We start from the raw sequence: 14793 nt of genomic DNA on the forward strand, positions 1-14793 counted from the left end.
ACCCTTCTCTTTTTACTTTATCTTAAACTTTTTATTCTTACTCTTTTTAAAATCACCATAATATCCATAATATTTATTATCAATAGACTTATCACAAGCATTTAATACAGTTCCAATAACATTTGCCCTTACATCAATAAGCTTGTCATAAGTTTCTTTAACCATCTTTTCCTTAGTAACTCTAGATTTAACAACTATAAGGGTTCCATCTGCCTTTGCTGATAAAAGCAATGCATCCGTTACAGGAAGTACAGGAGGTGTGTCTAAAATTATATAATCGAAATTAACTGATAACTCTTCTAATAGTTTTTCCATTCCATGAGATCCTAAAATTTCTGAAGGATTAGGCGGAACAGTTCCTGCAGTTATTAAGAAAAGAGAATCATCAACCTTTTTCATAACACTTTTTAAATCACTATTACCAACTAATAGATCTGTCAAACCTTCACCATTAGTTACAAAAAAGTTATAATGCATAGAAGGCTTTCTTAAATCACAATCAATCATTAGAACTCTTGCTCCATCTTGACTTAATATATTTGCTATATTTCCTGCCACAGTAGATTTCCCTTCACCCATTATTGAGCTAGTTACTACTAATGTTTTTATAGGTCTATCTACTGAAGAGAACTTTATACTAGTTCTTAAGCTTCTATAAGCTTCCGCTGACAGTGACTTGGGCATTTTTTTCGTTATAAACATTTTTATTCTCCTTTCTAAATTCTCTTTCAGACATTGGTATACTTCCTAAAACAGCAACTGGTATAACTTTCTCTAATTGCTTTTTAGACATTATCCTACTATCTAAATAATCCAAAACTAAAATTAATCCTATTGATATAATTATTCCTGCTGCAAAAGCTATCATAGGAAGCTTTGTCTTATTAGGATATATTGTTGAAACTCTTGCTTCACTTAAAACTGTTGGATTGGTTCCTGGCATTATTTCCTTTACTTTGTCTATAAGCTCATCACAAACCGCATTTAATGTTTCTTCCATTTGTTCATCTGTATAACTTGAGTAATAAATATTAACTATTGGGGTGTTTTCTGAAGATGAGAAACTTAAAGAAGAAGCAACCTCTAGTGATGTTTTATCTATTTTATTTTTCTTTAAAGTATCATCTAAAAATCCATCAATTTTTGATATTTCACTAAATATAGTTATAAATTGTGAATAATAACTTAGCTCATCTTGTGAATAAATATCTAGCATATCATTACTATTCCCCATAAATACCTTTGCACTTGCACTATAACTTGGTTTAAGCTTTGATACCTTATATAAAGCTAAACTAGTCATTAAAACCGGAATAACTATGATTATCCAAAACCTTCTTTTGAATAAATACCACAGCTCTTCAAAATCAAATAATTTATCTTCCATCTTAATCCTCCTATCCTAAGTTCCTATCTATAAATAAATTTCCCCATTTATCTCTAGCAGTTAATTCATCAACTATTCTTTATTTACCCTGATTTGCTATCAATTAAGTTAAATTAATTTGTTCCATTAAAATACTCCATAGTTACAGTTTCACTTTGATTAATTCCTTCTCTCTTAAATACCTTCCAAAAAGTTAAAAAGAAGATTTTAATATCTAACCATAACGACCAATTATCTACATACCAAACATCAAGTTTAAATTTTTCACACCATGTAATAGAGTTCCTTCCATTAATTTGTGCCCATCCTGTAAGTCCTGGAAGTACTTCATGTCTTCTTATTTGTTCACTATTATAATGTTCAAGATATTGAACTAATAATGCCCTTGGACCTACCAAGCTCATATCACCTTTTAAAATATTAATTAGCTCTGGTAATTCATCAATACTAAAGCTTCTTAAGAATCTTCCAAACTTAGTTAACCTCTCGTTATCACTTAATAAGTTCCCATCCTTATCAGTAGAATTTTTCATTGTCCTAAACTTTATCATCTTAAAAATCTTATTATCCTTACCTACTCTCTCTTGCAAGAAAAAAGCAGGACCACCTAAGTTTATTCTTACTAATAAATAAATTATTAGCATAAATGGTGACAAAAGAATTAAAGCAGTTGCTGATATTACAATATCAAGTAGTCTTTTTATAAACATATTATCCTTCCCTTTTCTCTTACCTTTTTATTTAATTCTCTTTTTATTTAATTTGCCTTTTATTTTTATCTAATTTATTTTTTCTTTAAACAAATAGCTCTTTTATAATTTCAATAACTCTATTAATTTCTTCTTCGCTCATTTTTGTATCTGAAGGTAAGCATATCCCCCTATTAAATATATCTTCAGAAACACTAATGCCATGATAACTAAAGCTACTAAAGAAATCGTATTTTTCATAATAAGGCTGCATATGCATTGGCTTCCACACATGTCTTGATTCTATATTGTTTTCTTCTAACTTTAGAATTATATCAATTGGCTTAACTTTTGATTCTATATTAATTGTTGCAACACTTAGCCAATAGTTAGGCTTACCATAATCACATATATTAGCCATTTCTATATCTGGAATATCCTTAAATGCCTCTTTATATTTTTCATAAATATACTTCTTTTGAGCTATTCTCTCATTTAAAATCCTTATTTGTCCTCTTCCTATTCCAGCTACTATATTGCTCATTCTATAGTTATATCCAAGCTCTGTATGTTTATAATATCTTGCATTATCTCTTGATTGAGTTGACCAAAACCTCGCTTTTTTTATTGCTTCATCATCATTAGAAACTAACATTCCTCCGCCTGATGTAGTTATTATTTTGTTTCCATTAAATGAATAAATTCCATACTTTCCAAATGTCCCTGTTTGTTGTCCTTTATATGTTGCACCAAGTGATTCTGCTGCATCTTCTATTACTGGAACATTGTATTTATTACAAATATCCATTATTTCATCCATATTTGCAGCTTGTCCATAAAGATGAACTACTATAACTGCTTTTGGCAAAATTCCCTTTTTCTCATAACATTCAAATGCTTTTTTTAATGCTATAGGAGACATATTAAAACTATCGTATTCTGAATCTATAAATACTGGTGTTGCTTTTTCATACATTATTGGATTACAGCTTGCTGCAAATGTTAGATCTGAACAAAATACTGTATCGCCTTCTTTTATACCCAATAGCTTAATTGCTAAATGTATTGCTGAAGTTCCTGATATTAATGCCGCTGCATCCTTTATTCCTACGTACTCTGCAACCTCTTTTTCAAAGTTATTTACATTAGGTCCAAGCGGAGCAATCCAGTTTGTATCAAATGCTTCTTTTATAAAGCTTTCTTCAAGGCCTCCCATATGTGGTGAAGCTAAGTATATTCTTTTATTTTCTTTTTGCTTTGTTACTTCTATACGTTCAGCTTCTTTCTTTTGTAAACTTTCTCTCTCCTTTAATACTTCCATTACTCTTTTCCTCCCAATGTTGTAGCTGCAACCTCTTGTACTACTTTTTTCTTATTATAAAAATCTGGTGAATAATATGTTGGTACTATTTCTTTTAGCTTATCAATTAACATATTTTTATTACCCAATTTTGTTACAAACATTAAATCATCAATTTGTTTTCTTAGCTTAATTAATGAAATAGTTTCTGGCTTATCAATAAATATCTTATTGTGAGCAGTTTTTCTTAACTCATCATTATTCATTAATAATTCTTCATATAGTTTTTCTCCTGGTCTTAAGCCTGTTATTTTAATTTTTATATCTTCATTGGGTTTATATCCTGAAAGTCTAATTAAATTTTCTGCTAAATCATATATTTTCACAGCCTTGCCCATATCTAAAACAAAGATTTCCCCACCCTTTGCATATGCTCCAGCTTGAAGCACAAGTTGTGCTGCTTCTGGTATTAACATAAAATATCTTGTTATATCCCTATGAGTTAATGTTACAGGTCCACCACTTTTAATTTGCCTTTTAAACAAAGGAATTACTGACCCATTACTTCCAAGCACATTACCAAATCTAACTGCAACAAAATCTGTTTTATTTCCTCTTTCATTATTAACAGCTTGTACTATCATTTCACAAAGTCTCTTTGAAGCTCCCATTACATTAGTAGGATTTACTGCTTTATCTGTAGAAATTAAAACAAACTTTTCTACTTTATATTGGCTTGCAAGTTCAGCCATATTTAATGTACCTAATACATTATTTTTTATTGCTTCTCCTGGATTATCTTCCATTAATGGTACATGCTTATGTGCTGCTGCATGAAATATTATCGATGGTCTATATGCACTTATTATCTGATTTAATCTGTATTTATCTCTTACCGATGCTATTATTACCTTCTTATTTAATTTTGGCTCATTATAAGATAATTCGTTTTGTATATCATAAACATTGTTTTCGTAAATATCTAATATCAAAAGTAACTTCGGATTAAATTTTGCAATTTGTCTACATAACTCTGATCCTATAGACCCTCCACCACCAGTTACTAAGACTACTTTATCCTTTATATATTCTTCTATTCCTTGTTTATCTAGCTTTACTTCTTCTCTACCAATTAAGTCTTTTAAATCAACATCTCTCATCTTATTAAAAGAAATTCCTTCTTCTAATAATTGATAATATCCTGGTATTACTTTTACCTTTGCTTTTGTATTACTACATATATCTAATATTTTAGATTTTTCTTCCCCATCTATTTTGGCAATTGCAAAAAGTATTACATCTATATTTTCTCTTTCAACTATTTCAGAAATAGCATCTCTATCTCCAAGAATCTTTACCCCATTTAAATAACTATTTATCTTGCTCTTATTATCATCTATAATACCTACGATATTATATTCAGAACTTTTTTCTTTTCTTATTTCATTCATTATTGCTGAAGCACAATCTCCTGCCCCTATTATTAATACTTTATATTTACCATCTATTTTTTCCGAAACTGTGTAAATAAAAGCCCTAGTTATTACTTTTAGCGACATTCTTAAAGCTGTAATCATTCCTGCTATTAATATACCCGCTAAAATATTAGTTAAAACTGATATTCCATTTGGAATAATCATCATAACCACTGTTGTTATAATACATGAAATTATTGTTGATATTACTGTTTGTTTAAACTCAAATACCCCAGCATTTAACCATATACAGCTGTACATTTTAAAAATTATTAATGATACTACGTATATAAATACTACTAATGGTAGTTTTATAAATGTTTCTATTATTTCTGTATGGGATGCATACTGAAACAACATAACTAGATAATAAGATAAAATTATAACTGCTATATCACTTAGTAGTAGTATTACTCTTTTGCTCTTTTTACTTAAATTTATAACTGTAGTTTTAAGCATTGTCCTTCCCCCCTTTTTGATTATTTAAATACTTTACTTTGAATTACCTATAAGTATTAACACACCGTCAACTCACTACATATTTGTTATAATAAATTATATATTTTACATCCTTTTCCAGTAAATAATCTATTAGTTGCACACTGTATATAATTAACATTTATTACTTATTGTATTAATTAGCTATATTATTATTAAATAATTACTTTAAGTTATTTTATTGTTATTCCTTTGAATTATTTTCTACTTAATTATCATTTAATCAACAAAATTTGCATTTTAATTTTAGATACCGTAATTATTCTATTTATAAACTCTTTAATTTATTACCAATATTTATCAAATATATTTTTAATAATATTTTATAGATAATACTACAATACTAATTCTTTATTACCCTTGTATTACTCTCAAAAATAATACTTAACTTGATATAGTTTTAATAAAAATTTAATTATGCCAATGATTATTCATTTCATAATTATACTTTTGGATTATAAAATCTATAGCATCTAATTACTACTTAGTAGTAATTAGAGAAATCGTTATCAATACTTCTTAGTATAATTTTTAACATTTAATGTAATTATTAATAGACTTTTACATTTTTTTAGAATATAATTTTAGTAGTAATTACTTTATATATGAAAAGGGGGATAAGATGAAAATTTCTATTTTATGTAGATATCCAGTCATTCATGAAGGTATTAAAGCGATATTAAGAAATAAGTATGAAGATATCACTGGCTTTACTTCTATAGAAGATTGCTTTAAAACATTAGATTCTACAGAAAACACAAGCCTAAATGATACTGAAGATACAATTTTAATAATCACATTATTTAAAGAAGATTTAAAAATAATAGATAATATTCTAGCTATTAAAGACAATTATTCTAAATTAAAACTATTAATCATAGATTTTAACGAAAGTAAGGACATGTTCTTTAAAGTGTCAAAGTTAAATGTTGATGGATATATGTTAGGAACGTTTGCTCAAGAAGACATCAGTTATGCTTTACATAAGATTTCAACTGGAACTAAATTTTATGATCGTGAATTATTGTATAGACTTGTTGAAGATGAGCCTGCCGCTACAATTACAAGCAAAAATAATTTAGGTACTCCACTTACAAGAAGAGAGTTAGAAATACTTTCTCAATTGTCAAATGGATTAAGTAACTTTGAGATAGCTAAAAATCTTAATATTAGTGAAAATACTGTTAAGAAACATATAAGTAATATATTTATTAAGATTAATGTTAAAGATAGAACTCAAGCAATTATTTATGCTTATGAATCTGGGTTAATTGCTAAACCATTATTTTTATAAGTGACATTTTTTATTAAGAACACGCATATAAATTAATAAAAACTAATTAAGTGTTCTTACATAAACTTAAAGGTGCTTCCTTTAAACTTTAAATTAGCGTTTGCATATTTTTATATAAATAAGTAGTGATAAGTCTTTCGGGTAGTTTTATCACTACTTATTTTTTATTACGTCATCTTTTATCACTTCTTTTTTTATTATTTTTTATTACTTTTATCTTTATCATTTTTAACTCTTTATCATTTCTTAATTCTATTCTTTTATTTTTCTCTTAATTCTCTGTTTTTATTTTTCTGCCATCTACTCGCCATTGTTCATTATCTATTATCTATTTTCTATTTTTATATTTACTACAATTATTATATGATTTTTATTATTCTCCAAATTATATTTTTATAAATTAATATATAGTTCATACTATACTTTATATTTTTAAATATAAAAGGATTTTGAAACTATTATTTCTATATTAAAAGATAGTCCTTTACCCTCTATGATTTGTTTTCAAGTGTATTATACATAATTTTGTTATCTCCTGATAAATTTCTTTATCATTCTAATTGCAGTATGTTTAAATGAAAATATCCGAAATTATGCTTAATATTATTTTCAGTAATATTAAAATACCTCTTGAACCATCATATTCCTTTATAAAGCTTTTCTTTACAATATACTTTATATCCAAGAAATCGATATTTTCTCAATATTATAAAATAAAGATACACTATACCTATCCTTGAATTAATAGTTCAAAATCCTCCAAAGAGATAACACTATATAAAATTTAAAAAACAGTAGTAATGCATAACAAACATATTATCATTAACTTCTATTTCAATATTTTATAAACTCTTAGCAGAATGCTTATTTAATATTAATAAATTTTATTCTTTGTCATCTCTTATTATTGTTTTATCCGTTTTAGGCTTAATTTATTCATATTTTTTAGAACTTTTCACAAAAAGTTAAAATTTTTGTTTAGGTTTGTATATATTTTTCTATTCTAGGTAAGACTTCGTAAAGACTTAACTAGGCCTAGAGTTAAGAAATTTATTTTATAGGAGTGACTAAATGATAAAATATAATTTTAATTTAGAAAAGCTAAAAAAATTCTTTAAACTTAAAAGAAAGGATAAAAATGATGGATTTACTTTAGTTGAACTTGTTGCTGTTATGGCCATTATTGCAATTCTTGCTGCTGCATTTATTCCAAGGTTCGGAAATTATCTTACTGAAGCTAAAAAGGTTGGTATTTTAAATGAAGCTAAATCTATTGTTACTGCTTATGAGTCTGTTAAACATAAAGGTAAACTTAAAGAAACTGATATAGGTTCTAAATTTGAAGGTACTAATTTACCATTAGAAGCTGGCACTTTAAAAAATTTAGGTAATGCTTCTGTAACTGAATGTAAATTGATTATAGATACTGAATCTCACGATTTTACTATAAATGATGACAATACTATATCTATTTATAAGGATGGGTCAGTAATTGGTAATCCTATATCCATCGGGTCATCTAATACACCTACACCTCCTGTTGAACCTTAAAAATATAAATATAACTTTAAGAGAATTTAATCAAAAGTACTATTGGTACTAAATTGAGCCTATTAAAACTATTAAATCTTATACACAAAAAATATCATTTATTTATGATACAAATTTTACAATAAATTAAGTTTTGTAATATTGCACAACTCCTCAATCTTTGTGCAAAATAACAAATTAATTTAATAAACAATTATTAAAAACACTAATAATTTATTCAACATATATTATAAAATCTAAACAGTAACTTATATAATAATCATTAATGTAATATTATAATTTTAAATGGACTAATACATATATCAATTTATAAACTAATTTTTATAAAAGAATTTATTTCGCAGAATATAAATTTCTGCTACTAAAAAAAATTATCAATACTTCTTAAAATTATCAATAACGCTTTAAGAAGTACAGTTTTCTAAAGAATACAAAAGCTGTGTCTAATCTACTGCAACATTAATTTTTTTAATATGCATTGTAGATTTGACACAGCTAACTTAAAATATATTTATATCATAAATTATAAACTAAAGAATTCTGTAAATGCTTTAACAGTATAATAGTTATCCTTAACACTTGCTAATTCTCTTATTGAGTGCATTCCAAGCACTGGTGCTCCCATATCAATTACAGGAATAGTTAAGTTTGCTGATGTTACAGGACCTATTGTAGTTCCACCTCTAACATCTGATCTATTAACAAACTTTTGGAATGGAACTCCTGCAGCTTCACAAACACTAGCAAATACAGCTCCATTAAAGCTATCAGTACTATAGCTTCCTGATGCAGCTATCTTTAATACTGGACCACCTTCAAGAACTGGTCTATTTGTAGGATCATGCTTATCTCCTAAGTTAGGATGAACAGCATGTGCTAAATCAGCTGATATCATTATAGATTTAGCTAAAGTTCTATAATATCCTTCTCTGTCTTTTCCTAATCCAAGTGTAATTCTTTCTAATATATTATTTAATAATGTTGAGTTAGCACCTTCAGCTGTTAAGCTTCCTATTTCTTCATTATCTATGCAAATCATAACCTTAGTTGCAGCATTTTCTCTGCTATCAACTAATGCCTTAACTCCAGCAAATACCATCCATAAATCATCAAATCTTCCTGAAGAAATAAGTTCTTCATTCATTCCTATTAATGATCCTTTTTCATATTCATATAATCCAAGTTCAAAGTTTAGTATATCCTCTTTATTAACTTGTAGTTCATTAGCAAGAATATTCATTAAGTAATCTTCTTTTTCTAATTTATCATTTATAAGTCCTAATAAAGGTAATGTATCAACTTGTCTGTTGATTTTATATCCATCATTAACTTCTCTATTCATGTGAATTGCTAAGCTTGGAATTATTAATAATGGCTTATTAATGTTAACTAATCTTATTTCTGGTTTTAATGGAGAAGCTCCTTTTAATGCAACCTTACCTGCTATTCCTAAAGGTCTATCATACCAAGTATGAAGTATTGGTCCTCCATAAACTTCAGTATTTAACTTAACATATTTACCTTCACTTATCATTTGTGGATTTGGTTTTATTCTAAATCCTGGTACATCTGTATGTGCTCCAATAAGTCTTAGTCCAGTTTCTTCTATATCTCCAGTACCTACTTCAAAAGCAATTAATGCTGAATCATTTTTCACAACATAATATTTACCTTTTGGTTGTAAGTTCCACTTGTCTTCTTCTTTTATTTCTATAAATCCATTTGCATCTAATATTTTTTGAGTAGCCTTAACTCCATGACAAGCACTTGGGCTATCATATAAGAAGTCTATTAATTCTAATGCTAGATTCTTTTCCATAGTCATTTGCTCCTTTACTTGTTGTATATATTTTACTATACTTCATTTGCTATTTTTTCTCAACTCATTTAAAAATATGAATTTTCATTTTAGGAAACTCTCCATTCATTTTTGTTAATATTAGTAATTCTATTTGAACAAATTAAAATTTGGAAATTTATTAAATAAAACTAACTATATAACAATATTTTGTTATAACAAATTTATATACTATTCCAACAACATTTTGGTATAACAGTTCTACATACTATCCTAACAACATTTTGATATAACAGAACTATATAGTACTATTTAACATCTTAATAAATTCATTTAACTTCTCACTCATACTGCTTGTCATTCTTCAAACTTGTAATTCTCTATAGTTGACTTTTATACTAGATTAAATTAGCATAATATAATAAGACGCATAAATGGAAATAATATGTTTCATAAAAATAAATACTTTATTATATATTAATAAAAAATAAATATGGGAGGATTCTTATGTTATCAAATTTTTTAGTAAAAAGATTTGTTAAAAACTCTGAAAATGTATCAGATGTTAAAGTTAGAGAATCTTACGCTAATCTTGCTGGGATTATTGGAATAATTACCAACTCACTTCTTTTTTTAATTAAGTTATCTGTTGGCTTACTTTCTAACTCAGTTTCAATTTTAGCTGATGCATTTAATAATTTATCTGATGCAGCTTCTTCAATAATAACTATTATAGGTTTTAAAATGGCAAATAAACCAGCTGATGCTGAGCATCCATTTGGTCATGGACGTATCGAATATATAACTGCAATGATAGTTTCATTTATGGTTATGCTTGTAGGATTACAATTTGTAAAAACTTCATTTCAAAAGATAGTTAACCCTACTCCAGTAACCTTTGAAATGATACCATTTTTATTATTACTTATTTCAATTGGCTTTAAATTCTGGTTATCTAAATTTAATAAATCTATAGGTAATAAAATAAATTCATCTACTTTAAAAGCAACTGCAACTGATGCTATGGGCGATGTTTTCACTTCAAGTACTGTTGTTATTTCTTTTTTAATTTCAAAGTTTACAACACTTCCTATTGATGGATATATCGGTATAATCGTTGCTTTAGCTATAGTTTATTCAGGATTTTCTCTTATTAAGGAAACACTTAGTCCACTTTTAGGAGAACCACCAGACCCTGTTTTAGTAAGTAATATTACAGATATGGTTATGTCTTATGATAATATCACTGGAATTCATGATTTAATTGTTCATAATTACGGCCCTGGAAGAATTATGGCTTCAATCCATGCTGAAATTCCTAGTAACATTGATATCATGGAAATTCATGATATTATAGATGCTGCTGAAAGGGAAATTTCTAAAAAACTAAATATTTATTTAGTAATTCATATGGATCCTATTTGTGTTGATACTGAAGAAATAAGAGAAGCTAGACAAATGGTTGAAAAAATACTTCTTAAATATGATGAAGTAAAATCTTTTCATGATTTCAGAGTTGTAGGTGATCATGATAAAAAGAATCTTGTATTTGATATTGAAGTGTGTCCAACAAAGCTTACACATGCAGAATCTCATACTAAATTATTATCTAAAATAGAGACTGACATTAAAAAAGAAGCCCCTGAATACCGTTGCGTTATCACTATTGATTTAGCTCTATAGCATAAATTTTATGTTTTTTTGTATTTTATTACAATATAAAATTCCTTTATTACATGCTATAATTTAATCATGCAGTTAATAAAACTTTGAAAATATTATTTATGCTGAATTATTATTCGCTGTTATTTAATTACGACAGATACCATATTTGCTTATAATAATGTACTAAAATATATTTTTGTTACATATATTTCATATAAGCATAAATTATTATAATTTATTCATATTGATTAAATTATAAATTCCTCAAAAAATAAATGGAGAAGTCTACCATTGGATTTCTCCATTTATTTTTTATTTTTTATTTTTAAATAATAATACTTTAATTGATATTCTAAATTTAACTCAAAGGAGTGTATATAATAAATTTGACATTCCAATTATATTAAGTTTACTCCTTCAAATTATAATAAATTTTATCTTCTAATAATTGATAATATAAAAGTTTATCTTCAGGTTTTCTTTCAGAATACCATTTAATTAAATCATTAATTACTTCATATATTCCTTTATTAATAAGCTTACTTAATTTCCTTAAAACGATTAATTCCTCTATAGTAACTATTTTACTCTCTTCGTATTCTTTAAGCTTTTCCTTTAAAATTACATACTCACATTTACTAACGCCTAAAGCTTCTCCCTCCATTGCAATATTAAAGACTTCTTCATATTTAGGGTTGTTATATAAATTATTTTTATATAAATAATTTGCAAGCTGTCCATAGCACTCTAGATTTCCAAGTTCTATTCCTTCTTGATATAAATTTATTATTTCATCACTATTCATTTCAATTAGATTATTTTCAGCTAAATACCCCCTAATGAAATTTGCAGTACCTTTATCTATTTCTTCAATTTCATTTATTAATTCATATCCCTTTTCCTTATTTTCTTCAACACCTATTCCTTTGAAGCAGTAATATACAAGTCTTTCTTTTCCCTTTAAGGCATCCAAATCTATTAATTTAAATACATAATAAATTGCTTTAATATCACTTCTTCTCCCACCTATTCCCCTTTCATATATTTGTATAAGATTTTCGATTCCTTCAATTCCATTTTTATTAGCAGCCTTTTCATACCATTTAATAGCTAAATCTATATTTCTTGATAGAAAAATTCCTTTCTTATACCAATCTCCAAGCTTAATCATTGCCTTAATACAATTCCTCTCTGCTGCAATATTGTAATAACTATAGGCTTCCTCATAATCTTGTAATACACCTATTCCTTTTTCATATATATAACCAAACTTAAAGATTGATTCCTTAAGGTCATTTTCTACTCCAAATCTAATATATTTAACTAACTCTGCTCTATTAACTTCTTTACCTTCATTTAATTCATTAATCATAATTGAAGCTAAATAATCTGCTGCATATGGTGAATTTAATTCATATGCTTCTTTTAATAATTTCTTAACTATGTCAGTTGTTTTATCTCCAAATTTATTTAATCTTAAGTATGCAACTGCAAGTACATACATAGCATGTGGCTCCTTTTTAGCAGCTGCAATACTAACATATTCTATTGCCTTTTCTAAGTCCTTTTCAACACCATCACCATTGTAATACATTATTCCAAGCCTTTGAGTGCATTTTAAATTTCCCTCTTCATGTCCTTCTTCATATGCACTAATAGCTTGATTAATTAATCCTTGCTCCTCATATACTTTACCAATTTTAAAATAAATACTTTTATCTCCAAATTCTATAGCCTTATTATAAAGCTCTAAAGCAGTATAAACATCCTTTTTAACATATAATCCCTTTAAATACATTTCTGCTAATGATTCTATACAATTAGTATCTAATGCTAGATATCCTTTAGATAAATAGTGAAATGCTTTCTTATAATCTGGTTCTAGATATATCCCCTCTAAATATGATCTTCCAACAATATAATATGCATCTTCATAATCATTTTCAGCAGCTCTTTCAATCCAATAATAAGCACTAACTAAGTTTTCCTCACACCCTTCTCCATTCTTATACATTAAGGATAATGCATACTGTGATGCTGGAAAATTATTTTCAGCAGCTTTTTTATGCCATTTAAATGCACTATCTACATCCTTTTCTACACCAAACCCATTGTAGTAACATCTTCCAAGTTGATAATATGCAGCAGAATAATCATTTTCAGCACTTTTTTGGAACCAAATAAAAGCCTTATAATAATCTTTTGGCACTCCATTACCTTCAGAATATAATACCCCTATAGAATATTGTGCAAAAGCATTACCTTTACTAGCAGCTTTATAATACCATTGATATGCCATTTCATAATTTCTAGGTATTCCAATTCCTCTATCATAAAATAATCCTAAATAACTTTCAGCATATTCATCATTCATTTTTGCTGCATCTAGAAAATATTTATATGCAGTTTTATAATCTCTCTTTACCCCTCTTCCAAAATAATATTTTTCTCCAGACTCAACTAATTCCTGTGAGACCTCTTCTGCCTCTGTTTTCTCTAAAATATTACTTTCTATTTTTTTCTTACTTTCTAAATCACCCTTGTCTTTTTTTAGATATTTCTTAAATATTTCTTTTTCTGATTCAAATAAATCACTTATAAATAAAGAATAATTCTCGTTACCATAATTAATTACAAACCAGACAAGCACTTCATATAATAGCTTCATTTCAATAAGCTCTTGATCATTTTCATAATCGTGTTCATTACTTTTAGCCTTTTTACTCCATAATATTATTTTTTGTAATATTTCATTTGGAATAACATCCATCTCTTTCAATATATCTAACCTTTTTAACCATCCTACATTTTCATCATATAATATATTATTTTGTTTACATATATAATAAATAATATCATCAATTACAGCATCTACATCTTTATTTATCATCTCTGGACTAGTTTGTCCCTTTAATTCATTTAAATCTTCATATATATCTCTAAACTCTAACTTTAGAAAATCATAATTAAAGATTTTGTCCATATATCCTCCAATGTTATTACTCCTACTAATAGTTTATTATATGGTTAATAGGTTTATTAGTAGTATTTTTTTAATAAGACGAATTGTCAAGCTAAGTGCAACACTTAGCTTGTTCTTCGTTAAATGCTTCTAACGGTGTCTTGTATCCAAGAC

Annotated in this window: 10 protein-coding genes; 3 read left to right on the plus strand and 7 right to left on the minus strand. The window is 26.9% G+C overall.

From position 1 onward, the window contains the following. Nucleotides 1-12: 12 nt before the first annotated feature. The 5 genes from HCG70_RS13570 to HCG70_RS13590 all read right to left on the minus strand — a co-directional run bounded on the left by HCG70_RS13570 (nt 13) and on the right by HCG70_RS13590 (nt 5310). Nucleotides 13-702, minus strand: coding sequence for a CpsD/CapB family tyrosine-protein kinase (locus tag HCG70_RS13570; RefSeq protein WP_196048893.1), 690 nt, complete (start codon nt 700-702; stop codon nt 13-15). Beyond that, nucleotides 653-1387 carry a YveK family protein gene (locus HCG70_RS13575; protein WP_196048894.1) on the minus strand — a complete coding sequence of 245 codons (735 nt, stop codon included), beginning with the start codon at nt 1385-1387 and terminating at the stop codon, nt 653-655. The genes HCG70_RS13570 and HCG70_RS13575 overlap by 50 nt, the downstream gene beginning before the upstream one ends. A 113-nt stretch (nt 1388-1500) precedes the next feature. After that, nucleotides 1501-2097 (minus strand): sugar transferase, encoded by a 597-nt coding sequence (locus tag HCG70_RS13580; RefSeq protein WP_042397535.1) that lies wholly within the window; start codon nt 2095-2097, stop codon nt 1501-1503. Between the two features lie 85 nt (nt 2098-2182). Next, nucleotides 2183-3292, minus strand: coding sequence for a DegT/DnrJ/EryC1/StrS aminotransferase family protein (locus HCG70_RS13585; RefSeq protein WP_260457831.1), 1110 nt, complete (start codon nt 3290-3292; stop codon nt 2183-2185). A 104-nt stretch (nt 3293-3396) separates the two neighbouring features. Beyond that, nucleotides 3397-5310: a nucleoside-diphosphate sugar epimerase/dehydratase gene (locus HCG70_RS13590; protein ID WP_196048896.1), complete on the minus strand. Its 1914-nt coding sequence runs from the start codon at nt 5308-5310 to the stop codon at nt 3397-3399. A gap of 661 nt (nt 5311-5971) precedes the next feature. On the opposite strand from HCG70_RS13590, the gene HCG70_RS13595 reads away from it, so the two are divergent. After that, a complete protein-coding gene (locus HCG70_RS13595) occupies nt 5972-6643 on the plus strand; it encodes a helix-turn-helix transcriptional regulator (protein WP_042397544.1) in 672 nt (223 codons plus the stop codon). Between the two features lie 1071 nt (nt 6644-7714). Next, the gene (locus HCG70_RS13600) at nt 7715-8194 is read left to right on the plus strand and encodes a prepilin-type N-terminal cleavage/methylation domain-containing protein (protein WP_055291542.1); all 480 of its coding nucleotides are present in this window, start codon (nt 7715-7717) and stop codon (nt 8192-8194) included. Nucleotides 8195-8717: 523 nt separating this feature from the next. Here the strand turns inward: HCG70_RS13600 and HCG70_RS13605 are convergent. Then, on the minus strand, nt 8718-10013 hold the full coding sequence (locus HCG70_RS13605) for a M18 family aminopeptidase (RefSeq protein ID WP_221697878.1): 1296 nt from the start codon (nt 10011-10013) through the stop codon (nt 8718-8720). A gap of 486 nt (nt 10014-10499) precedes the next feature. Here HCG70_RS13605 and HCG70_RS13610 point away from each other — a divergent pair, with 486 nt between their 5' ends. Further along, the gene (locus HCG70_RS13610) at nt 10500-11675 is read left to right on the plus strand and encodes a cation diffusion facilitator family transporter (RefSeq protein ID WP_042397550.1); all 1176 of its coding nucleotides are present in this window, start codon (nt 10500-10502) and stop codon (nt 11673-11675) included. A 391-nt stretch (nt 11676-12066) separates the two neighbouring features. On the opposite strand, the gene HCG70_RS13615 is transcribed toward HCG70_RS13610, so the two are convergent. Continuing rightward, the gene (locus HCG70_RS13615) at nt 12067-14640 is read right to left on the minus strand and encodes a tetratricopeptide repeat protein (protein WP_055291540.1); all 2574 of its coding nucleotides are present in this window, start codon (nt 14638-14640) and stop codon (nt 12067-12069) included. Nucleotides 14641-14793: the final 153 nt, after the last annotated feature.

It is taken from the genome of Clostridium sp. K04 (assembly GCF_019734375.1).
Classification (GTDB): Bacteria; Bacillota; Clostridia; order Clostridiales; family Clostridiaceae; genus Clostridium; species Clostridium saudiense.

Excerpts from the sequence above, each read along its gene's own strand:
- HCG70_RS13590 (WP_196048896.1), bottom strand. The coding sequence starts at position 5,310 with ATGCTTAAAACTACAGTTATAAATTTAAGTAAAAAGAGCAAAAGAGTA.
- HCG70_RS13595 (WP_042397544.1), top strand. The coding sequence starts at position 5,972 with ATGAAAATTTCTATTTTATGTAGATATCCAGTCATTCATGAAGGTATT.
- HCG70_RS13570 (WP_196048893.1), bottom strand. The coding sequence starts at position 702 with ATGTTTATAACGAAAAAAATGCCCAAGTCACTGTCAGCGGAAGCTTAT.
- HCG70_RS13600 (WP_055291542.1), top strand. The coding sequence starts at position 7,715 with ATGATAAAATATAATTTTAATTTAGAAAAGCTAAAAAAATTCTTTAAA.
- HCG70_RS13575 (WP_196048894.1), bottom strand. The coding sequence starts at position 1,387 with ATGGAAGATAAATTATTTGATTTTGAAGAGCTGTGGTATTTATTCAAA.
- HCG70_RS13585 (WP_260457831.1), bottom strand. The coding sequence starts at position 3,292 with ATGGGAGGCCTTGAAGAAAGCTTTATAAAAGAAGCATTTGATACAAAC.
- HCG70_RS13580 (WP_042397535.1), bottom strand. The coding sequence starts at position 2,097 with ATGTTTATAAAAAGACTACTTGATATTGTAATATCAGCAACTGCTTTA.
- HCG70_RS13605 (WP_221697878.1), bottom strand. The coding sequence starts at position 10,013 with ATGGAAAAGAATCTAGCATTAGAATTAATAGACTTCTTATATGATAGC.
- HCG70_RS13610 (WP_042397550.1), top strand. The coding sequence starts at position 10,500 with ATGTTATCAAATTTTTTAGTAAAAAGATTTGTTAAAAACTCTGAAAAT.
- HCG70_RS13615 (WP_055291540.1), bottom strand. The coding sequence starts at position 14,640 with ATGGACAAAATCTTTAATTATGATTTTCTAAAGTTAGAGTTTAGAGAT.